The organism is Pseudomonas fluorescens group sp. PF-69 (genome assembly GCF_054481235.1).
In genome coordinates, this window is sequence record NZ_JBTMNC010000001.1 from 1,778,151 (window position 1) to 1,798,736 (window position 20,586).

Annotated in this window: 21 protein-coding genes; 10 read left to right on the top strand and 11 right to left on the bottom strand. The window is 59.4% G+C overall.

Features of this window, described 5'->3' with window-relative positions:
• Window positions 1–2: 2 nt before the first annotated feature.
• The gene (locus ACX3YF_RS08090; protein WP_458973620.1) at window positions 3–1,400 is read right to left on the bottom strand and encodes a NorM family multidrug efflux MATE transporter; all 1,398 of its coding nucleotides are present in this window, start codon (window positions 1,398–1,400) and stop codon (window positions 3–5) included.
• A 158-nt stretch (window positions 1,401–1,558) separates the two neighbouring features.
• Here ACX3YF_RS08090 and ACX3YF_RS08095 point away from each other — a divergent pair, with 158 nt between their 5' ends.
• A complete protein-coding gene (locus ACX3YF_RS08095; RefSeq protein WP_196584666.1) occupies window positions 1,559–2,479 on the top strand; it encodes a LysR substrate-binding domain-containing protein in 921 nt (306 codons plus the stop codon).
• 185 nt (window positions 2,480–2,664) lie between these two features.
• Window positions 2,665–4,641, top strand: coding sequence for a methyl-accepting chemotaxis protein (locus tag ACX3YF_RS08100; protein WP_448647623.1), 1,977 nt, complete (start codon window positions 2,665–2,667; stop codon window positions 4,639–4,641).
• Between the two features lie 130 nt (window positions 4,642–4,771).
• On the opposite strand, the gene ACX3YF_RS08105 is transcribed toward ACX3YF_RS08100, so the two are convergent.
• Complete coding sequence (locus ACX3YF_RS08105; protein ID WP_458973621.1) at window positions 4,772–6,268, bottom strand: YifB family Mg chelatase-like AAA ATPase; 1,497 nt, start codon at window positions 6,266–6,268, stop codon at window positions 4,772–4,774.
• Window positions 6,269–6,340: 72 nt separating this feature from the next.
• Here ACX3YF_RS08105 and tnpB point away from each other — a divergent pair, with 72 nt between their 5' ends.
• Together tnpB and tnpC are read left to right on the top strand one after the other, a co-directional pair.
• Complete coding sequence (tnpB, locus tag ACX3YF_RS08110; protein WP_019412232.1) at window positions 6,341–6,700, top strand: IS66 family insertion sequence element accessory protein TnpB; 360 nt, start codon at window positions 6,341–6,343, stop codon at window positions 6,698–6,700.
• Window positions 6,701–6,718: 18 nt separating this feature from the next.
• Entirely contained in the window at window positions 6,719–8,251 is a 1,533-nt protein-coding gene (gene tnpC / locus ACX3YF_RS08115) for an IS66 family transposase (RefSeq protein WP_130211648.1), read from the top strand.
• A gap of 348 nt (window positions 8,252–8,599) precedes the next feature.
• Here tnpC and ACX3YF_RS08120 read toward each other — a convergent pair whose 3' ends face one another.
• The 3 genes from ACX3YF_RS08120 to ACX3YF_RS08130 form a co-directional block, all read right to left on the bottom strand.
• A complete protein-coding gene (locus ACX3YF_RS08120) occupies window positions 8,600–9,412 on the bottom strand; it encodes a hypothetical protein (protein WP_458973622.1) in 813 nt (270 codons plus the stop codon).
• 93 nt (window positions 9,413–9,505) lie between these two features.
• The gene (locus ACX3YF_RS08125) at window positions 9,506–9,952 is read right to left on the bottom strand and encodes a hypothetical protein (RefSeq protein ID WP_458944104.1); all 447 of its coding nucleotides are present in this window, start codon (window positions 9,950–9,952) and stop codon (window positions 9,506–9,508) included.
• Window positions 9,953–10,266: 314 nt separating this feature from the next.
• A complete protein-coding gene (locus ACX3YF_RS08130) occupies window positions 10,267–10,527 on the bottom strand; it encodes an accessory factor UbiK family protein (protein WP_130205632.1) in 261 nt (86 codons plus the stop codon).
• Window positions 10,528–10,945: 418 nt separating this feature from the next.
• Here ACX3YF_RS08130 and glnK point away from each other — a divergent pair, with 418 nt between their 5' ends.
• The 5 genes from glnK (at window position 10,946) to ACX3YF_RS08155 (ending at window position 15,174) form a co-directional block, all read left to right on the top strand.
• Window positions 10,946–11,284 (top strand): P-II family nitrogen regulator, encoded by a 339-nt coding sequence (glnK, locus tag ACX3YF_RS08135; protein WP_002555808.1) that lies wholly within the window; start codon window positions 10,946–10,948, stop codon window positions 11,282–11,284.
• 35 nt (window positions 11,285–11,319) lie between these two features.
• Window positions 11,320–12,657, top strand: coding sequence for an ammonium transporter (locus ACX3YF_RS08140; protein WP_130205634.1), 1,338 nt, complete (start codon window positions 11,320–11,322; stop codon window positions 12,655–12,657).
• 215 nt (window positions 12,658–12,872) lie between these two features.
• Window positions 12,873–13,298, top strand: a complete 426-nt coding sequence (locus ACX3YF_RS08145; RefSeq protein WP_047534955.1) for a secondary thiamine-phosphate synthase enzyme YjbQ — start codon at window positions 12,873–12,875, stop codon at window positions 13,296–13,298.
• 101 nt (window positions 13,299–13,399) lie between these two features.
• The gene (gene sutA, locus ACX3YF_RS08150; RefSeq protein ID WP_458973623.1) at window positions 13,400–13,720 is read left to right on the top strand and encodes a transcriptional regulator SutA; all 321 of its coding nucleotides are present in this window, start codon (window positions 13,400–13,402) and stop codon (window positions 13,718–13,720) included.
• A gap of 122 nt (window positions 13,721–13,842) precedes the next feature.
• Window positions 13,843–15,174, top strand: coding sequence for an IS4 family transposase (locus ACX3YF_RS08155; protein WP_454838281.1), 1,332 nt, complete (start codon window positions 13,843–13,845; stop codon window positions 15,172–15,174).
• Between the two features lie 164 nt (window positions 15,175–15,338).
• Here ACX3YF_RS08155 and ACX3YF_RS08160 read toward each other — a convergent pair whose 3' ends face one another.
• The 6 genes from ACX3YF_RS08160 to lptM are packed head-to-tail and all read right to left on the bottom strand — an operon-like array spanning window position 15,339 to window position 19,949.
• Window positions 15,339–16,046: an HAD family hydrolase gene (locus ACX3YF_RS08160; protein WP_130205636.1), complete on the bottom strand. Its 708-nt coding sequence runs from the start codon at window positions 16,044–16,046 to the stop codon at window positions 15,339–15,341.
• Complete coding sequence (gene xerC / locus ACX3YF_RS08165) at window positions 16,043–16,942, bottom strand: tyrosine recombinase XerC (protein WP_198132681.1); 900 nt, start codon at window positions 16,940–16,942, stop codon at window positions 16,043–16,045. The genes ACX3YF_RS08160 and xerC overlap by 4 nt, the downstream gene beginning before the upstream one ends.
• A gap of 2 nt (window positions 16,943–16,944) precedes the next feature.
• Window positions 16,945–17,670, bottom strand: coding sequence for a DUF484 family protein (locus ACX3YF_RS08170; RefSeq protein WP_458973624.1), 726 nt, complete (start codon window positions 17,668–17,670; stop codon window positions 16,945–16,947).
• 13 nt (window positions 17,671–17,683) lie between these two features.
• On the bottom strand, window positions 17,684–18,514 hold the full coding sequence (gene dapF, locus ACX3YF_RS08175) for a diaminopimelate epimerase (RefSeq protein WP_047534948.1): 831 nt from the start codon (window positions 18,512–18,514) through the stop codon (window positions 17,684–17,686).
• Window positions 18,515–18,518: 4 nt separating this feature from the next.
• Window positions 18,519–19,766, bottom strand: a complete 1,248-nt coding sequence (lysA, locus tag ACX3YF_RS08180) for a diaminopimelate decarboxylase (protein ID WP_130205642.1) — start codon at window positions 19,764–19,766, stop codon at window positions 18,519–18,521.
• Between the two features lie 9 nt (window positions 19,767–19,775).
• On the bottom strand, window positions 19,776–19,949 hold the full coding sequence (gene lptM, locus ACX3YF_RS08185) for an LPS translocon maturation chaperone LptM (RefSeq protein ID WP_047534942.1): 174 nt from the start codon (window positions 19,947–19,949) through the stop codon (window positions 19,776–19,778).
• Between the two features lie 302 nt (window positions 19,950–20,251).
• On the opposite strand from lptM, the gene cyaY reads away from it, so the two are divergent.
• Entirely contained in the window at window positions 20,252–20,584 is a 333-nt protein-coding gene (gene cyaY, locus ACX3YF_RS08190; protein WP_090466405.1) for an iron donor protein CyaY, read from the top strand.
• The last annotated feature ends 2 nt before the right edge of the window (window positions 20,585–20,586 follow it).

The following is a 20,586-nucleotide window of genomic DNA, read 5'->3' on the forward strand; positions in this document are numbered from 1 at the left end:
GCTCAGTCGGTCTGAGCAACCCCGAAGCGCTGTTCTGACGTTGTGTCCCGCCGAATCATGCGCTTCATTTTCCACTCGAACGCCAGCGTCAGACTCACCGCCGAGCACGCCAGGCCCAGCGCCAGGCCCCACCAGACGCCCGTCGGCCCCCATTGCAGGTCGAACGCCATCCACCACGCCGCTGGCGCGCCGATCAGCCAATAGCAAGCCAGGCCGACCAGGAACGTGGTCTTGGCGTCCTTGAGGCCACGAATACAGCCCATGGCGATGGTTTGCGTACCGTCGAACAGTTCGAACCACGCCGCCACCGCCAACAGGCTCACCGCCAGGTTGATGACGTCGCGAAACGCCGGATCGTTGTGGTCAAGAAACAACCCCACCAACTGGTTCGGCAACAGCCAGAACACCATCGCAAAACACAGCATCGCCGCGGCACCGAAAGCGAGGCCGACTCGGCCAGCCAGTCGTGCATCGGGCAGTTGCCCGGCGCCGTAGTGCTGGCCGATGCGCATGGTGATCGCGTAGGAAATCCCCGCCGGCACCATGAACGCCACCGAAACGATCTGCAGGGCGATCTGGTGCGCTCCCAATGGCGTGCTGCCCATGGTGCCCATGCACAGCGCCGCGAAGGCAAACAACCCGACCTCCACCGCGTAGGTGCCGCCAATCGGCAGGCCCAGGCGCCACAGCTCTTTCAGGTACGGCCGGTTGAGCCGCAGCAGGCCATGACGTAGCGGATAGGCGTCGTAAGCCGGATGCCGACGAATGTGCAGCGCCAATGCCAGGGCCATGAGGTTGGCGACAATCGCCGTGACCAGGCCAATCCCCATCAGCCCCAGTTTCGGCAGGCCGAACATGCCGGTAATCAGGGCGTAGTTGAGCAGGAAGTTCGCCACCGTACCGCCCAGGCTGATCACCATCACTGGCGTGGCCCGGCCGATGGCGCTGGTGAAGCCACGCAAGGCCATGAAGCTCAGGTAGCCGGGCAGGGCGAACGGCAGAAAGATCAGAAACTGACCCGCCGACTGGACGTTGATTTCCGTCTGGCCGAACAGCAGCAGCACTGGTTTCAGGTTCCACAACAGCAAACCGGCGACCAGCGCCATCAGCCACGCCAGCCACAACCCGGCCTGGGTCAACCGGGTCGCGCCGAGGATATCGCCGGCACCCTGACGGATCGCCACCAGGGTGCCGACCGCCGCAATGACGCCGATGCAGAAAATCGACACGAACGAATAGGTCGCCGCGCCGAGTCCGCCACCGGCCAGTGCCTCGGGACTCAGGCGCGCCATCATCAAGGTGTCGGTGAGGACCATCAACATGTGCGCCAACTGCGAGGCAATCAACGGCCCCGCCAGCCGCAGGATGGCCCAGAGTTCAATACGCGCTGGATGCTGCATGGTCATCACGCTCATTAATCAAAGAGGACAGGAAAGCGTCGATTCTCGGCGCTCTGCGCGGAATGCACAAAGGGATAAAAAGGATGGGTGGCATGATTAAAACTCATGCTGGAGAGTTTCTGCTAGGGTGGCCTAATCCCGCTGTAGGAGCTTTCCCAATGTCACGTCGTCTTCCTCCCTTGTATGCCTTGCGCGCATTCGAAGCTGCGGCGCGTCACAGTTCGTTCACGCGAGCGGCTGAAGAACTGTCGATCACCCAGAGTGCGGTCAGCCGGCACATTCGTACGCTCGAAGAGCACTTTGCCTGCCGCTTGTTTCATCGCAGTGGCCGCCATCTGCAACTGACCGAATCGGCTCGCTTGCTGTTGCCGGGCATCCGCGAGGGCTTCACCGCGCTGGAGCGCGCCTGTAACACCCTGCGCGCCGAAGACGACATCCTGCGCATGAAAGCCCCGTCGACCCTGACCATGCGCTGGTTGCTGGCGCGCCTGAGTCGCTTCCGTCATTTGCAACCGGGCAACGAGGTGCAATTGACCAGCGCCTGGATGGATGTCGATTCGGTGGATTTCAACGACGAGCCGTTCGACTGTGCCGTGTTGCTGAGCAACGGGCACTTCCCGCCGGATTGGGAGGCGAGTTATCTGTTTCCCGAGGAACTGATCCCGGTGGGCGCGCCCAACCTGCCGAGCGATCAGCCCTGGGACGCGGCACGCCTGGCGAACACCGAGTTGCTGCACCCGACACCGGACCGGCGCGACTGGCGTAACTGGCTGGAGCGCATGGGCCTGGCCGATCAAGTGTCACTCAAGGGGGGCCAGGTGTTCGATACGCTGGAACTGGGCATGATCGCGGCCGCCCGCGGCTACGGCGTGTCCATGGGGGATCTGCTGATGGTGGCGGAGGATGTGGCGCAGGGACGCTTGAGCCTGCCATGGCCGACGGCGGTCGCCAGCGGCGAGTGTTATTACCTGGTCTGGCCGAAAACCCGTCCCGGTGGCGAGCGTATGCGTCGGCTCAGCGATTTCCTGCAAAGTGAAGTCCGGGCGATGGAATTGCCGGATGTCGAGCACTTGAGCTGAAACGATAGAGCCGCCACAATAGTGGCTTTAAGCCATATCCCGGTTTTTTACTCAAGTATTCCCTTTCGCCGCCGAAAATCTGCAAGTGGGACCTTCGTGCAGGTTCGACGCTTTCCCCATTATCAGAAATTTTGCTGAGTACGCGTTGCGATCGGGATGATCCGGGCGCTCGGCCAGGAGCCGTCATGTCTCAACCTCGTGCCCGGATCACCTCACAGTTGGGTCTTGCGCTCGCTGTGATTCTGGTAACTGTCATCAGCGCAAGTACCTTGTTCGCCCTGCGTTCGCTGGACGCCGCCAACCTGGCCACCCGCGAAGAGCATCTGGCGAGCGAAGCCCGATTGCTGGCCGATCAGTTGAGCACCTTCCACGGTACGCTGCGCGAAAGTACCCAGCGCCTGGCGGGCCTGTTCGAGAAGCGTTTCAGCGCCGGCCTGAGCCTGCACCCGGATGAGCCGGTGACGGTGGCCGGCTCGCAGACTCCGGGCCTGCACCTGGGCGGCGATGTGCTGAACAACGACTTCAGGGAAGTGGACGAGTTCAAGCAGATGACTGCCGGTGTGGCCACGGTGTTCGTGCGCAGCGGCGAAGACTTTATCCGGGTCAGCACGTCCCTGAGCAAGCAGGACGGCAGCCGGGCCATCGGCACGATGCTTGATCATGCTCACCCGGCCTATGCACGCCTGATGGCGGGGCAGAGCTATGTCGGGCGTGCCTTGCTGTTCGATCGCTCCTACATGACGCAATACACCCCGGTACGGGACAGCAGCGGCAAGGTGATTGCCGTGCTGTTCGTGGGCTTCGATTACACCGACGCGCAGAACGCGCAGTTCGAAAACCTCAAGCGTTTCCGCATCGGCCAGACCGGTTCTCTGGCGCTGCTGGACGAGCAGAACAAATGGCTGGTGCCGATTGCCGGTGTGCAAGCGCTGGATCAGGCCGTCCCGGCGGTCGTGGCCCTGGCCAAGGTGCCAGGCAAAGGCCGGTTCTGGAGCGACAAGTCCGAAGACTTCTACAGCATTGCCGTGCCGTTTGAAGGCGGCCCGTGGTCGGTGGTGGCGAGCATGCCGAAAACCGAAATCAGCGCTGTGACCTGGAGTGTCGGTATCCAGTTGGCTATCGGCAGTCTGTTGGCGATGTTGCTGGCGGTCGGCGCGGCGGTCTGGCTGTTGCGCAGCAAACTGGCGCCGTTGGGTGATCTGGTGCGTCAGGCCGAGGCCTTGGGTGCCGGTGATTTGAGCGTGCGCCTGAGCGTGTCGAGTAACGACGAAATCGGCCAGTTGGCCCGCGCGTTCAACCAGATGAGCCAAGCGTTGTCGACCATGGTCGAGCACATCCGCAATGCTTCGAAGGAGGTCAACAGTCGCGCCCAGGCCTTGTCCGGTTTGTCCGGCGGTGCCTATGAAGGGATGGAGCAGCAATCGGGCGAGATCTCCAGCATGGCCGGTGCCGTGGAGGAGTTCAGCGCCACTTCCCTGAACATCGCCGACAACATGGGCAACACCCAGCGTCTGGCCCAGGAAAACGCCCAGCAAACCCAGATCGGTCGCACGTCGATGGATGAAGCGTCCTCGTCCCTGGAGCAAATCGCCGGTGCACTGAACAGCACCGCGACGGTGATCAACACCTTGGGCCAGCGCTCCCAGGAAATCGGCGGCATCGTTGGCGTCATCACCTCGATCGCCGAGCAAACCAACTTGTTGGCGCTTAACGCTGCGATCGAAGCGGCGCGTGCCGGTGAGCAGGGGCGTGGCTTTGCCGTGGTGGCCGATGAGGTGCGCAACCTGGCCTCGCGCACCCGTCAGGCCACGGACGAGATTTCCGTGATGATCCAGAGCATCCAGCAGGAAACCGGCAACGCCATCAGCACCATGGAGCAGGGCAATGTTCTGATGCAGGAAGGCTTGTCGCGCAACGCCAACGTCGCCTCCGCACTGGCGCGTATCGACGAGCAAAGTCGTTCGGCCGGCCAGCAATTCGCCGCGATCACCACGGCGACCCAGGAGCAGAGCAGCACCGCGACCCTGCTCAGCAGCAACTTGCAAAGCATTGCCCTGGCGAATAGCGAGCAGCGGGAAGTGGTGTCGAACCTGGCGGTCACTGCCAAAGAGTTGGAGAAGCTGGCGGCGGATTTGCGATCAGAGGTTGACCGGTTTCGTTGATGTGCAGCTGAAATCGCCATCGCGGGCAAGCCACGCTCCCACAGGTTTTTGTTGGTCTGGAATGTTGTGAACGACACTGAGCCTGTGGGAGCGTGGCTTGCCCGCGATAGGGTCGACGCGATGCCCGCACTTACTGCGTCGCCGGCCGATACTGCAATGCTTCCGCCAGATGCTCGCGCCTGATCCCGTCGACCTGCTCCAGGTCCGCCAAGGTTCGCGCCACCTTCAGCAGCCGATGCGCCGAGCGCAGCGACAGGGTCAGCCTTTCACAGGCCGTTTCCAGCCAGGTCTCATCGACTGTGGATAACTTGCAATGCCGGCGCAGCCCCGGTAGATCAAGAAAGGCGTTGGCGCACCCCTGACGCTTTTGCTGGCGTTCACGGGCTTCAGCGACCCGCTCCGCCGCGCTGGCGCTGTCCTCTCCGGGTTTCACCGTCGGATTCAGCGCCGTGGCCTCCCGCGCAACCGTCAGGTGCAAATCGATCCGATCCAGCAAGGGCCCGGACAGTTTGTTGCGATAGCGCTGAACCATGTCCGGCGTGCAGGAGCAGCGGCCAGTGGGTTCGCCAAGATATCCACAGGGGCACGGATTCATTGCCGCCACCAGCTGAAAACGTGCCGGGAATCGCACGCGATCCTTCGCCCGGGAAATTACGATATGGCCCGACTCCAGCGGCTCCCTTAACACCTCCAGTACTTTGCGGTCGAACTCTGGAAGCTCATCGAGAAACAAAACACCGTGGTGGGCGAGGGTAATTTCACCGGGTTGCGGTTTCGAGCCGCCACCGACCAGCGCCGGGCCTGAAGCCGAGTGGTGCGGTTGTCTGAAGGGGCGTTGCGGCCAATGACTCAACGGGACGCAACTGGTGACTGACTGAATCGCCGCCACTTCCAGTGCTTCGCACTCGGCCAGGGGCGGCAACAGCCCTGGCAGGCGACTCGCCAGCAGCGTCTTGCCCGTTCCCGGAGGCCCGCTGAACAGCAGGTTATGCGCGCCCGCCGCTGCAATCAGCAATGCCCGTTTGGCTGCTTGCTGGCCCTGCACTTCGTTCAGGTCGGGGTAGGGTTTGCTGGCGTGGATCAATCCATCGGAGACATAGGGTTCTACCGGCGTGTGTCCATTGAAATGCGCCACGGCCTGCAGCAGATGATCTACCGCAATCACCTTCAAACCCGACGCCAGGCACGCCTCCTCGGCATTCGCGCTCGGCACCATCAACGAACGCCCTGCCTTGCGCGCGGCCAGTGCCGCCGGCAACACGCCCCGCACCGCACGCACTGCGCCTGACAGGGCCAGCTCACCCAGACATTCCACGTCATCGAGCGTCAACGTCGGCACCTGCACGCTGGCCGAAAGAATCCCCAGGGCAATCGCCAGATCGAACCTTCCGCCATCCTTGGGCAAATCTGCTGGCGCCAGATTCAGCGTGATGCGTCGCGCGGGGAATTGCAGACCTGAATTGATGATCGCACTGCGCACCCGATCCTTGCTCTCCTTCACCGCCGCTTCGGGCAGGCCGACCATGGTCAGCGACGGCAAGCCATTGGCCAGATGAACTTCGACGGTGACGGCGGGGGCATCCACGCCAATCTGGGCGCGGCTGTGGACGATGGGTAAGCGCTCCATAAACCCCACATTCAAAGCCGTCACCTGATCCCCGATGCTGTGCTCCCGATTCCTTTACGGAGCCAGCACCTCATGATGCGTCCCGACGCAAAAGTCGAAAAAGTCTATCTCTATCCCAAGCCTGTCGACTTCCGAAAATCCATCGATGGCCTCGCCGCTCTGGTCGAACTGGACATCAAAGTCGCGGTGTTTGATCCGGTGCTTTTCGTCTTTCTCAACAAGCCTCGCAACCGAGTGAAGATTTTGTATTGGGAGCGCAACGGCTTTTGCCTTTGGCTAAAGCGCCTGGAATCCGAGCGCTTCAAAACATCGCCGGATTGTTCGGATGAAGCCATCGTGCTGACGGTTCAAGAACTCAACTGGTTATTGGACGGTTTTGATTTGTGGCGCAACCGTCCGCATCAAGTTTTGACGCCTCGATTCGTCGCCTGATTCGGTATAATCCAGGGCATGATTTCCATGCCCAAAGACCTTCCTGACGACCCTGTTTTGCTCAAGCAGCTGCTTGAGCAAATGCTGAGTGAGCGGGAGTCGGATAAGGGCAAGATCGTTCATCTCGAAGAAGAAAACGCACTGCTGCGTCAGCGCCTTTTCGGGCGCAAGTCAGAGCAGACAGCCGATCCTTCGACCCCGCAAATGGCCTTGTTCAACGAAGCTGAAAGCGTCGCCGAGACGGTCGACGAAGCGGTTGAAGAAGAGGCCGTCGCGCCGTCCAGGCGACGGGGCAAACGCAAGCCTCTGCCCGCCGATCTTCCGCGTATCGAAGTCATTCACGAACTGCCCGAGCACGAGCTGACCTGCGCCTGCGGTTGCCGCAAGCACGCCATTGGCGAGGAAATCAGCGAGCAGCTCGATATCGTGCCGATGCAAATCCGCGTGATCAAACATGTGCGCAAGGTCTACGGTTGCCGCGATTGCGAAACCGCACCGGTTACCGCCGACAAGCCGGCGCAACTGATCGAAAAGAGCATGGCCAGCCCCAGTGTGTTGGCGATGTTGCTGACGACCAAATACGTCGATGGCCTGCCACTGCACCGCTTCGAAAAAGTCCTCGGTCGCCACGGCGTCGATATTCCACGCCAAACCTTGGCGCGCTGGGTGATCCAGTGCGGCGAACACCTGCAACCCTTGCTGAATTTAATGCGGGATCGACTGCTGGAAAGTCGCGTCATCCATTGCGACGAAACGCGTGTCCAGGTAATGAAAGAGCCAGATCGAGAGCCAACCAGCCAATCCTGGATGTGGGTGCAAACCGGCGGGCCGCCGGATCAGCCCGTTATCTTGTTTGACTACTCGACCAGCCGGGCGCAGGAAGTTCCGTCGCGCCTGCTTGAAGGTTATCGCGGCTACCTGATGACCGATGATTACGCTGGTTATAACGCCTTGGGCGCGCAATCCGGTGTCGAACGTTTAGGCTGTTGGGCACATGCGCGGCGCAAGTTTGTCGAGGCGCAAAAGGTGCAGCCTAAAGGCAAAACCGGGCGCGCCGATATCGCGCTGAATCTGATCAACAAGCTGTACGGTATCGAGCGAGATTTAAAAGAAGCCGGCGATGAACATCGCCACGAAAGCCGACAGCAAAACAGCCTGCCGGTGTTGGCGCAGTTGCACACATGGCTGGAGAAAACCCAGCCACAAGTGACGGCGCAGAATGCACTGGGCAAAGCCATCAGCTACCTGGCCAGCAACTGGATCAAGTTGGTGCGCTACACCGAAGCCGGTTACTTGCCGATCGACAACAATGCGGCAGAGCGTGCGATCAGGCCCTTCGTTGTCGGGCGCAAGAACTGGCTGTTCAGCGACACGCCCAAAGGCGCGACAGCCAGCGCTCAACTTTACAGTTTGGTCGAGACGGCTAAAGCCAACGGCCAAGAGCCCTATGCGTGGCTGCGCCATGCACTTGAGCGCCTGCCACAAGCCTCGAGGGTAGAAGACTTTGAGGCCTTGCTGCCTTGGAACTGCTCGCTCGCATCGCCTTGCTAAGCGCGCCGCCTATTTTTGAATAGGTGGGGTTCATGGAGCGCTTACGACGATGGAGAGGGACATGGTCGTTCCTTGAGTTGTACGGGGGCCGCTTCCTGCGGGTTTTTGAAGGGTAGTTGTGGGAAGGCGTTTCGGTGTGATGACCCGGGCAACAAACTTTCGCAGGATGTTGCGCCGTTCCACGGGCAGCGTATTGATTCTGTGGCGAGGGGAGCGCTCCTCGCCACAAACATTCCATCGTTTAATTTCTTTGAAGAGACATTGATGTGCGATGCGCTAGTGTTGGTGGAAAGTGTCAGTTCTTGCATTGCTGCGTGTGGGAAAATATAGGTGGCCTACTTGGCTGGCTCAGGATCTCTCGTTTGGCTGAGGCTGCTTTGAGGAAGAATGTTCGTCGTCAGGCAGGTTGCTATCACCCTTTAGAATTTTTAGTATAAAGCTTTCTATGTCGATCTTCTTTTTGCCTTCTGCGACATGCGTCAAGTAGTTAAAGTCTAAAGCTATCAAATCATTAAGTCTGGATTCGTAGTCGCTCGGGTACTCTGCTTGTTCTATTTGAGGTAAGCCTTTGTAATGGTCAAGGACGCTTTGGAAGAATTTGGTCAGTTTTCCGGTGGTGTTGTATTCATGCTCTGCCTCGGCAACAACTTTTTGCCTCCATGCGAATTCTTGTTTGTCTGACTCTTCCAGCGCTGCCCGTCTTTCATTGACGGTAAACGTGCCGCTGTCATCGTATGTAATTAAAGCCAGTTGATCCGCCGGCATTCCCGAAAATGGATTACTGGCCAGTCCTCTTGTATATAAAGTTGCTTTTTCGGCGCGTGCTAATAACGTGGGGTCGTCTGTGTCAGGAACTTCGGTGTCGTGTTTCAATTTGTTTGCAGTATAGTACGGGCTTAGGAGCTCATTGACTGTGTTTCTAGCCAGCGACTCCAGCTCCACTCTGGTCAGGCGTGCATCTCGGGCCTGAGCACGTAATGAGGCCTCGCTTAATTGATTCGCCATCGTGGAAACAGTAGTGCTGCGACTTACATCAGCTGGGGCTTGGGAAGTTTTCTGGTTGATGCCTGTATTTCCATCAGGATTGAGTGTCATCATTTTTGATCCAGTCAGTGCTAGACCGCTTTCAACTCCAGGATTGCTTGTTGAATTAATCATCATTGCTGCTCCTTTGTTTTTATAAGTCAGATATGACCTGCCGAAAAAATTACCTGTTGGCAAGGGCGGAAGGTCTATCGAGGCCCGCGACGTTCTTTACTTCATCGTGATTTCTACTGACCAAGCAAAGGTGGACGGGTTTGTTCTGGTTGCTCTTATGGTGCAGGTAGCACCACCGCTGGGAGTGGCTGTATTATTCCACTTTGGGATTTTGTTTCCGCCTGGGCCGGGGGTCGTCACAAATGTAGATAGATATACACAGCTTTTTGCGCCGATTTTATATCGCAAATTAGCGTGGTTGTAGTCAGGGGATGTCTGGCTTTGTACCGTGTAAGTCTCCGAGCTATTTGCATTTATGGTGGTTTTTGGAGTGGGTTCTGCGTTTGTTTTTGTAATAAGTTCATTGTTGGTTGTGGGTATATACGTAGCAGTCTGTGTTCCAAGGTTTTTGAAGGTAACTGTAACGGGTGGTCCGGCGACAGCTGGGTTTGTGTGAAGTGCCGTCAATGCAAGAACAGCAATTAAAGACGTGTATGTTTTCATGGGTGTTACTCCTTGTGGTGATATGAACATTCCATTGGTATCAATAACTAATATTCACTGCGGGCTATATTTTTTTCGTGCGGATTCAGCGCTCGCGTTCAAATGAGTCATTTGAAAGCTGAGCTTAGAAAGGGTGGATTTGCGGCGCAATCAGACGGCGGATGAGAGGTTCGTAGGATGTTGCCGGGACTCTTGCGGGCTTGAAGCCAGCAGTCTCGGCAATTCCTACAGATAAATCTGACGGTCGTTACGACCTTGTTGCGAGCAGGCTCGCTTACACGGCGTGATGGGGTTAACCATTGAGGAGGGAGACGTTATTCGGCAGGCGGATTGAGCTTCGCTTCCATCTCCGCGACCTTCGTTTCAAGTGCTTCCAACCGTGCCCGCGTCCGCGCCAGCACGACCATCTGGCTATCGAACTCTTCCCGGCTCACCAGATCCAGTTTGCTGAAGCCGCTTTGCAGCAGGGCCTTGAACTGGCTTTCGATTTCGCTTTTCGGCAATGGGGTGTCGCCGCTGAAGAGACGGGAGGCGGTGCCTGTCAGGGCGTCGAGGAAGTCTTTGGGCGCGAGCATGGGAAAGGTCCTGATAACAATGGCCGGCAGTGTATCACGCAGTGTCTATAGTCATTTCGCGGGCAAAGGATGCACGCTTTTCGCGCATGGGGACGGACGGCATCGCACCGTTGTTGTGCGTAACCCGTGCGGTGTTGTTGCGAAGTCGCTGCCATCTGCTGGTAAAGGCTTGAAAACAGTACGTTTTGTGGAGATGGCAAGCTTTCTGCTTAGACCGTAGTGACCCATGCACTGATGCAGTCGATGTGACGAATGCAGTGCGCCAAGCGGAGCACGGGAAGTGTTTCGTAAGGAGCGGGTAGCTGGCGTCGGACGGGCAAGTAAGGTCGACGATGCGTTACAAAGCCAGGCACTGCGCTTAGACTTGAGACGGGTTTGTTTTCCTGGGGCAAGTCCACCAATTCGGGAGAGAGTTTTCATGAAGCTAGTCACTGCCATCATCAAGCCGTTCAAGTTGGACGATGTGCGCGAGTCGTTGTCCGAGATCGGCGTGCAGGGCATTACCGTCACTGAGGTCAAAGGCTTCGGTCGGCAGAAGGGACACACCGAGCTGTATCGTGGCGCGGAGTACGTGGTCGATTTCCTGCCAAAGGTGAAGATTGATGTCGCCATTGACGACAAGGATCTCGACCGGGTTATCGAGGCGATAACCAAGGCCGCCAACACCGGCAAGATCGGTGACGGCAAGATCTTCGTGGTCAATCTGGAACAGGCGATTCGCATCCGTACCGGCGAAACCGATACCGACGCAATCTAAGCCGCCACAAACCCAACGCCCCAGGAGAAAACAATATGACTCTGCGTAAATTCGCAGGGCTAGGAGCCCTGTTGTCCATCGTAATGCCCGGCCTGGCCATGGCGGCAGACGAAGTGGCGGCTCCAGTCCTCAACTCCGGCGATACCGCCTGGATGTTGACCTCGACAGCCCTCGTGCTGTTCATGACCATTCCCGGCCTCGCGCTGTTCTACGGCGGCATGGTTCGGTCGAAAAACATTCTTTCCGTGATGATGCAGTGCTTCGCCATTACCGGTCTGATCAGCGTCCTGTGGGTCATTTATGGCTACAGCATCGCGTTCGACACCACCGGCATGGAACAAGGCGTCATCAACTTCAACTCGTTCTTTGGCGGCATGGGCAAGGCGTTCCTCGCCGGCATCACCCCTGCCAGCCTGACCGGCCCTGCGGCCCTGTTCCCTGAGGCGGTGTTCGTCACCTTCCAGATGACCTTCGCCATCATCACCCCGGCGCTGATCGTCGGTGCCTTCGCCGAGCGGATGAAGTTCTCCGCGATGCTGGTTTTCATGGGCGTCTGGTTCACTCTGGTTTATGCACCGATTGCGCACATGGTCTGGTCCGGTAACGGCGGCCTGCTGTGGGACTGGGGCGTGCTGGACTTCGCCGGTGGCACCGTGGTGCACATCAACGCCGGTGTGGCCGGTTTGATTGCCTGCCTGGTGCTGGGCAAGCGTAAAGGCTTCCCGACTACCCCAATGGCGCCGCACAACCTTGGCTATACCCTGGTGGGTGCGGCGATGCTGTGGGTCGGCTGGTTCGGTTTCAACGCCGGTTCCGCTGCGGCGGCCAACGGCACTGCCGGCATGGCGATGCTGGTGACCCAGATCGCAACCGCCGCTGCTGCATTGGGCTGGATGTTCGCCGAGTGGATCACCCACGGCAAACCAAGCGCACTGGGCATCGCTTCGGGTGTGGTTGCAGGCCTGGTGGCCATTACTCCGGCGGCCGGCACCGTAGGCCCTATGGGCGCTCTGGTGATCGGCCTGGCAGCAGGCGTGGTGTGCTTCTTCTGCGCCACGACCCTGAAACGCAAACTCGGCTATGACGATTCCCTGGACGCCTTCGGCGTGCACGGTATCGGCGGTATCCTCGGTGCAATCCTGACCGGTGTTTTCGCTGCACCGTCCCTGGGTGGCTTCGGTACCGTCACCGACATCGCCGCACAAGTCTGGATTCAATGCAAAGGCGTGGGCTTCACGGTGATCTACACCGCGATCGTCACCTTCATCATTCTCAAGGTGCTGGATGCCGTCATGGGTCTGCGTGTCACCGAGGAAGAAGAAGCCGTCGGTATCGATCTGGCGCTTCACAACGAACGCGGCTACAACTTGTAAGCACGCGCATGAGAAAACTTGCCCGGCTTGCCGGGCATTTTTTTGTCCGGATTTTGTCGTTAAGGGAAGCGCTGAAAGGTTTTTTCTGACAGCTTTTGCACTGTTTGCGACGCGGGTTTTTGTGCCGCCGATGGCTTACAGGATTGAAGGAATATTAGGGCCTTTGTTTTTTCCCAGAGCGCGCTAGAATGCGCCCCGAACGTGCGGAGAACTGTATGTGGCAACAGACTCTGATTACTCTGCGGGCGAGGCCCCGGGGCTTTCATCTGGTAACGGACGAGTTACTCGCCGGCTTGCCTGAACTCAGGGCGTGTCGGGTTGGTCTGCTGCATTTGTGGCTACAGCATACCTCGGCGTCGTTGACCATCAACGAGAACGCCGATCCGGCGGTACGTCGCGACTTCGAACGGTTTTTCAATCGTCTGATCCCACAAGGAGCAGACGGCTATGAGCATAACGACGAAGGCCTGGACGACCTCCCGGCGCACTTCAAGGCCAGTGTGCTTGGCTGTCAGCTCAGTCTGCCGATATCGGCAGGCCGATTGGCGTTAGGGACCTGGCAAGGCGTTTATCTGGGCGAGCACCGTGATCACGGCGGTGCTCGTAAAGTCCTCGCCACCGTGCACGGTGAAGGGGCATAACCGCTGGTCAGCAGCGGCTGTTGATTTTTTTCCGGCAGCCTTCGACAGAGGGCAAAGCTGGGCTATAACTAATCTGCTTTTCGCAAGTCATGAGGTAGAACATGAGCGACGATGATCTGGAAAACGACGACCTCGAAGTAGGCGACGACGAAACCGAAGAAGGTCTGGAAGCGGCGGCGGAAGATGTCGCTGAAGATGAGGGCGGTGATGCGCCGGTTCCGACCGCCAAAGGCAAAGCCAAGGCAGCGGTATCGGTCGATGAGCTGCCAAGTGTCGAAGCCAAGAACAAGGAACGCGACGCCCTGGCCAAGGCCATGGAAGAGTTCCTGGCTCGTGGCGGCAAGGTTCAGGAAGTGGAGGCCAATGTGGTCGCCGATCCTCCCAAGAAGCCTGATAACAAGTACGGCAGCCGGCCTATCTAAGCCTGTTTCCTTGTTTGCTGAAAAAGCCCGCCGTCGCTGCGTAATGCTGTTCACTTAAGCATTTGAGTCAAAGCCGGGCTTCCTAGAAAATCCGATGCCAGACCTCTGGCATCGGATTTTTTATGTCTGTTCAACAGGACTTGCTCGACCTCGGCGACCTTTTCAACTTCTGTGACTTGAGCACTTTCACTCAAAATATTCCCATCGAGTGGGTCGCGTCTGCGCTGGATTTGTCCAGCCAGGCCACTATCCGGCGGCGTCGCTTGCCTGCCGACCAAGTGCTCTGGCTGGTGCTCGGAATGGCATTGTTTCGCGACGAACCTGTTCATGAAGTCGCCCGGCGTTTGAACATCTGCGCCCAAGGCCTGGCTTCTGACCATCTGTTGGCCCGTAGCGGTGTGACCGAGGCCCGCAAGCGGCTTGGGGCCGACCCGGTTGAGTGGTTGTTTCGCAAAACTGGCACTCAATGGGGCGCGCAGCGCTATCCCGATGATGCCTGGCAGGACTTGCAAGTATTTGCGGTCGATGGTGCGCTTCTGCGCACGCCGGATACACCTGAGTTGCGAGACCATTTCGGTTCTGGAAACACCTCGACCGACCGCCAGACTCCCTTTCCCATGCTGCGCCTGGTGGCGCTGATGAATGTGCGTTCGCACCTGATCCTGGATGCACAACTTAGCCCTTACCGACGCAGCGAAATGCGTCTGGCCGATGAGTTTTTGCAGAAGATTCCCGACCACTCCGTGACGCTGTTCGATAAGGGATTCTGGAGCGCCGATCTCATGCTCAGCCTGAGCGGCGACGGCAATCACCGCCATTGGCTAATTCCGGCAAAAAAGGGATTGGTTTGCGAGGAGGTAGCTCGTTACAACCACAACGATCGTTTGGTGCGTATGAAAGTGTCGCCGCAAGCCAGAAAGCGAAATCCGACTCTTCCTACACACTGGGAGGCGCGTGAAGTCAGTTATGAAATTCAAGGCAAAGTAAAAACAGTCATGACATCGTTGCCGGCCAAGACCTACAGCACAAAGGCCGTTGCCGCGTTGTATCAAGAACGCTGGGAAATCGAATTGGGCTTCAGGGATATCAAAAGCTCAATGCAGCAGAACGCAGTGACCTTGCGCAGCAAAAAAGTCGACCTGATCTACCAGGAAGTATGGGGGCTGTTGCTGGCTTACAACGTGATTCGCCGGGAGGCGAGTCAGGCAGCAGTGGCGTTTGGCCGAGCGCCGTCGGACATCCGATTCAAGCCGGCTTGCCAGTACATCGCCGTGCAGTTGATCGTGATGGCTGCGGCCAATCCCGTTTCGGCGACGGGTAGACGGTTAGCAGAACTAAGAAAAGGCGTTGCCGGGCTGTTTCTGGATCACCGCCCAAGGCCTTCAAGGCCAAGGACGGTGAAAATTTCAAAAACCCGATTTCCGGTGGACCGTAAGGCTGCTCCGCTTAAGTGAACAGCATTACGCCGTCGCTGCGGGCTTTTTCATGCCTGAAACAAAAAGATGAAAACGGTGGTGATCCCTCTGGGAGCGAGCTTGCTCGCGATGGCGGAGTGTCAGGCAACCTTTATTTTGAATGTTGCGCCCTCATCGCAAGCAAGCTCGCACAGGTTTCCTTGTCAGTTCGAGGCCTTGGTCCAGCTCGCCAGCAACGCCGGCAACTCGGTCAGGCTGCGAATCTCGGCATCCGGCAACCGGTCCGCTTCCCAGCCCTTGCCGGCCGGGTTGAACCAGATCGCCCGCAGCCCCGCTTGCTGGGCGCCGGCAATGTCGTCGCCCGGGTGGTCACCGATGTGCACCGCCGTCTCGGCAGTGGCGCCACCACGCTGCAGCGCCTCATGGAACAATCGAGAGTCAGGTTTGGCGATGCCGATGTCTTCGGCGCATAACGCGAACTTGAAATAATCCGCCAGCCCCAGGCGCCGCACATCGGCATTGCCGTTGGTCACTACGCCGAGGGTGTAATGGTTGGCCAGCACTTCCAGGGTCGGTTGTACCTCAGGGAAGATTTCCAGCTGATGCCGGGCATGCAGAAACACTTCGAAACTCTGATCGGCCAGGTCGGACGCTTCCGTATGGGCGTAACCGGCTTCTTCCAGCGCCTGGAACAGCACCCGGCGGCGCAGGGCGCTGATGCGGTGCTTGAGGTTAGGCTCGATGCTCAGGATGCGTTCGCGAATGGCCCACAAGTGTTCCACCGGCACCGCGCCCAGATTCGGTGCGTGTTCAGCCAGCCATTCACGCAATATGGCTTCGGCGCTGACGATCACCGGCGCGGTGTCCCACAGGGTGTCGTCGAGGTCGAAGGTGATCAGTTGGAGAGTCATGAATCATCGCCTTTAATGCGTTTGGCCCGTGGATGAGCACTGTCATAGACCGTGGCCAGGTGCTGGAAGTCCAGGTGGGTATAGATCTGCGTGGTCTTGATGTCCGAATGGCCGAGCAGTTCCTGCACCGCCCGCAGGTCCTGGGAGGACTCCAGCAAGTGGCTGGCGAAGGAGTGGCGCAACATGTGCGGGTGCAGGTTTTGCCCGAGTTCCCGTTCGCCAGCGGCTTTTACCCGCAGCTGAATCGCCCGTGGGCCCAGTCGCCGGCCTTGCTGGCTGACAAACACCGCGTCGTCCGTTGGATTGGCCAATGCCCGCAACGGCAACCAGAGCTCCAATGCCTCGCGCGCCTTTTTGCCCACCGGTAGCAGACGGGTTTTGCTGCCCTTGCCGAGCACCTGGATCATGCCATCCGCCAAATCAAGCTGATCAAGATTCAGTCCGGTCAGCTCCGACAGGCGCAGCCCGGAAGAGTAGAACAGCTCAAGTATCGCCTGATCGCGGCGTGCCAGAAAATCATCCTCCACACCGCCTTCAAGCAATTGCAGCGCGCGGTCAGTGTCCAGGGTTTTCGGCAGGCGGCGTTCGCCCTTGGGTGGCGCCAGGCCGTTGGCCGGGTCGTGGTCGCACAGGCCTTCGCGGTTCAGGTAGTGATAGAGCCCGCGCACCGCCGACAAGAGTCGCGCCAGGCTGCGGGAGGACTGGCCCTGGGCATGCAGGCGAGCGATCAGGCTACGCAGACGCTGGATGTCCAGCGCCGCCCAGCTGCCGATGTTCTGTTTGACGCACCAGCCCAGCACCTTGTCGAGGTCGCGACGATAGGCCGAAAGCGTGTGCGGCGACACCTGTCGCTCACTGCGCAGGTGTTCGCAGTAAGCGTCCAGTTGCCGTTCCATGTTCAGCGTACCGAGCGCAGGGAGTTGTTGACCCGTGGCAGCACGCGGCCCATGACTTCGGCGATGTAGCTCAGGAACAGGGTGCCCACCGAGCTTTTGTAATGCTGCGGATCACGGCTGGCGATGGCCAGGATGCCGTGGATACCCTGATGGCTGATGGCGACGACGGCGGTGGAACCGATCTGCTTGCGCTGCTCTTCGCCGAACAGGAAGTCCAGCTCGTGCTCGCGCAGGCTGCCGCTGGCGCTTTTGTCTTCCTGCAACAAGCCGCCAATGGCCACTTGTGCCTCGGCGTGGGTCACCCAGCGGCCGACCGGCATGGCGTTGTCGCCGAGCAGGATGAGGCTGACAAAAGGCACCTGGAAGTCCTGGCGCAGGCTGTCTTCGACGGACATCACCACGTCTTCCAGGCTGGCGGCATCCATCAGTGCAAGGATCAGGCGGCGGGTCTTGTCGAACAACCGGTCGTTGTCGCGGGCCACGTCCATCAAATGCGAGAGACGGTGCCGCAACTCGATGTTGCGGTCACGCAGGATGGTCATCTGGCGCTCGACCAGCGACACGGTATCGCCGCGCCGGTGGGGAATGCGCAAGGCCGGCAGCAGTTCTTCATGCTGGACGAAGAAGTCCGGATGAGCCTCCAGGTACGCGGCAATTGCCGCCGCCTCCAGGCTCTCGGACGGGGATTCGTCGGACTGTCGGGCGGGTACCTGAGGCTTATCGGTCATGGCTTTGGCTCACTCAAAGACGCACTTGTCCTTCATATACACGGACTGCCGGGCCGGTCATCAAGACCGGGTGGCCAGGGCCTGCCCATTCAATGGACAGGCGCCCGCCAGGCAGGTCGATCAATAGCGGCGAATCCATCCACCCCTGGCTGATCGCGGCCACTGCGGCGGCACAGGCGCCGGTGCCGCAGGCCTGGGTTTCCCCGGCGCCACGCTCCCAGACGCGCAGCTGCGCGCGGCCCCGGTCGATGACCTGGAGAAAACCGACATTGACCCGTGCCGGGAAGCGCGGGTGATGTTCGATTTTCGGCCCCAGTTCATGGACCGGTGCGTTGTTGATATCGCTGACCCGCAGAACCGCATGGGGATTGCCCATGGACACGGCGGCCAGTTCTACCGGTGTGCCATCGACGTCGACCTGATAGCTCAGGGCCTGCTCGGGTGCCTGGAACGGGATGTCGGCCGGTACCAGGCGCGGGGCGCCCATGTTCACGCCAATCTGCCCGTCGCTGCGCACGTCCAGCTCGATGATGCCACTTTTGGTTTCGACACGGATCTGCCGTTTTGCGGTCAGGCGCTTGTCGAGCACGAAGCGGGCGAAACAGCGCGCACCATTGCCGCACTGTTCCACTTCAGAGCCGTCGGAGTTGAAGATCCGATAACGGAAATCCACGTCCGGGTTGCTGGGCGCTTCAACGATCAGCAGCTGGTCGAAACCGATACCGGTGTGCCGGTCACCCCAAAGCTTGGCGTGCTTGGGCAGAATATGCGCGTGCTGGCTGACCAGGTCGAGGACCATGAAGTCGTTGCCCAGGCCGTGCATTTTGGTAAAACGCAGCAGCATGGTTTTACTCCGGCAGCAGGCTTTCGCCAGCAAACAACTCGGCTACCGTTTCACGGCGACGCACTTCAAACGCCTGATCACCGTCCACCAACACTTCAGCGGCACGGCCACGGGTGTTGTAGTTGGAGCTCATGACAAACCCGTAGGCGCCAGCCGAATGCACGGCCAGCAGATCGCCTTCTTCCAGGGCCAATTCACGATCCTTGGCCAGGAAGTCGCCGGTCTCGCAGATCGGGCCGACGATGTCGTAGGCGCGACCGGCCGTGTTGCGCGGGCGCACGGCCGTGACGTCCATCCAGGCCTGGTACAGCGCCGGGCGGATCAGGTCGTTCATGGCCGCGTCGACGATGGCGAAATCCTTGTGTTCGGTGTGCTTGAGGTACTCGACCTGCGTCAGCAGCACGCCGGCATTGGCCACGATGAAGCGGCCCGGTTCGAACACCAGCGCCAGGTCGCGACCGTCAAGACGTTCGCGCACGGCCTTGATGTAGTCGGCAGCCAATGGCGGCTCTTCATCGCGATAACGCACGCCCAGGCCGCCACCGAGATCGATGTGGCGCAGGTAAATGCCGCAATCGCCGAGGCGGTCGACCAGGCCCAGCAGGCGATCGAGGGCGTCGATGAAGGGCGGCAGGGTGGTCAGTTGCGAGCCGATATGGCAGTCGACGCCGACCACTTCCAGGTTCGGCAGCTGCGCGGCGCGCACGTACACGTCTTCGGCATCGGCAATGGCGATGCCGAACTTGTTTTCTTTGAGACCGGTGGAAATGTACGGGTGAGTCCCGGCATCGACATCCGGATTCACGCGCAGCGAGATCGGCGCACGAACACCCAGTTCGGCGGCCACCACTTGCAGGCGTTCCAGCTCGTCGGTGGACTCGACGTTGAAGCAGTGCACGCCGACTTCCAGGGCGCGACGCATGTCGTCACGGGTCTTGCCGACACCGGAGAACACGATCTTGTCGGCGCTGCCGCCGGCGGCCAGTACGCGTTCCAGCTCGCCACGGGAAACGATGTCGAAACCGGCGCCCAGACGCGCCAGGACATTCAGTACACCCAGGTTGGAGTTGGCCTTGACCGCGAAGCAGACCAGGTGCGGCATGCCCGCCAGCGCATCGGCGAAAGCCAGGTACTGGGCTTCGATGTGGGCGCGGGAGTAAACGTAAGTCGGTGTACCAAAGCGCTCGGCGATAGCAGACAGGGCAACACCTTCCGCGAACAGTTCACCGTCACGGTAGTTAAAAGCGTCCATGAGGTTCCCTTATTGGTAGACGTCGTGCTTGTGCGCCTTGGAGGCAGGCTTTTGCGAGGACTGGGCCTGTGCCGCAGGGTCCTGGTCTTCGTCGGGCAGGTACAGCGGGCCTTTTTGACCGCAGGCCGACACAAGGCAGGCAACCGCGAGGAGCGCAGCAAGGGAAGAGATCAGGCGCTTCATGGCGAAATCCTTGAAAATGCATTAATTGCGCCGGAGTATACCGGCCGCCCGGCGGCTTGCCTATGCGACGGGGCTCCCGTCCGGCGGGCCTCGGCTCGATGCCGGTCGGTATCATGCAATCCTTGTGGGAGCGAGCTTGCTCGCGATAGCGGTGTTTCTGTTGACCATAATGTGGCAGCGTCATCGCGAGCAGGCTCGCTCTCACAGATTGGGGTTGCTGGGCGTTATCCTTTGCAATCGGGAGGCCTCGGTCGTATCTTGCGGCGCTTGAGCCTGATCAGACACTTTTTGAGGTTGCCGTAATGAGTTTGTCCGAAGCGCGTTTCCATGACCTGGTCGATGCCACCCAACAGACGTTGGAGGACATCTTTGACGACAGCGACCTGGATATCGATCTGGAAAGCTCGGCCGGTGTGCTCACCGTCAAGTTCGAAAACGGAACTCAGTTGATCTTCAGTCGACAAGAGCCGTTGCGGCAGTTGTGGCTCGCGGCGGTGTCCGGTGGTTTCCACTTCGATTACGACGAAGAGAGCGATCGCTGGATGTGCGACAAGAGTGAAGAACAACTGGGCGAGATGCTCGAGCGCATCGTCAAGGCCCAGGCTGATGTCGAACTCGATTTCGAAGGTCTGTAACA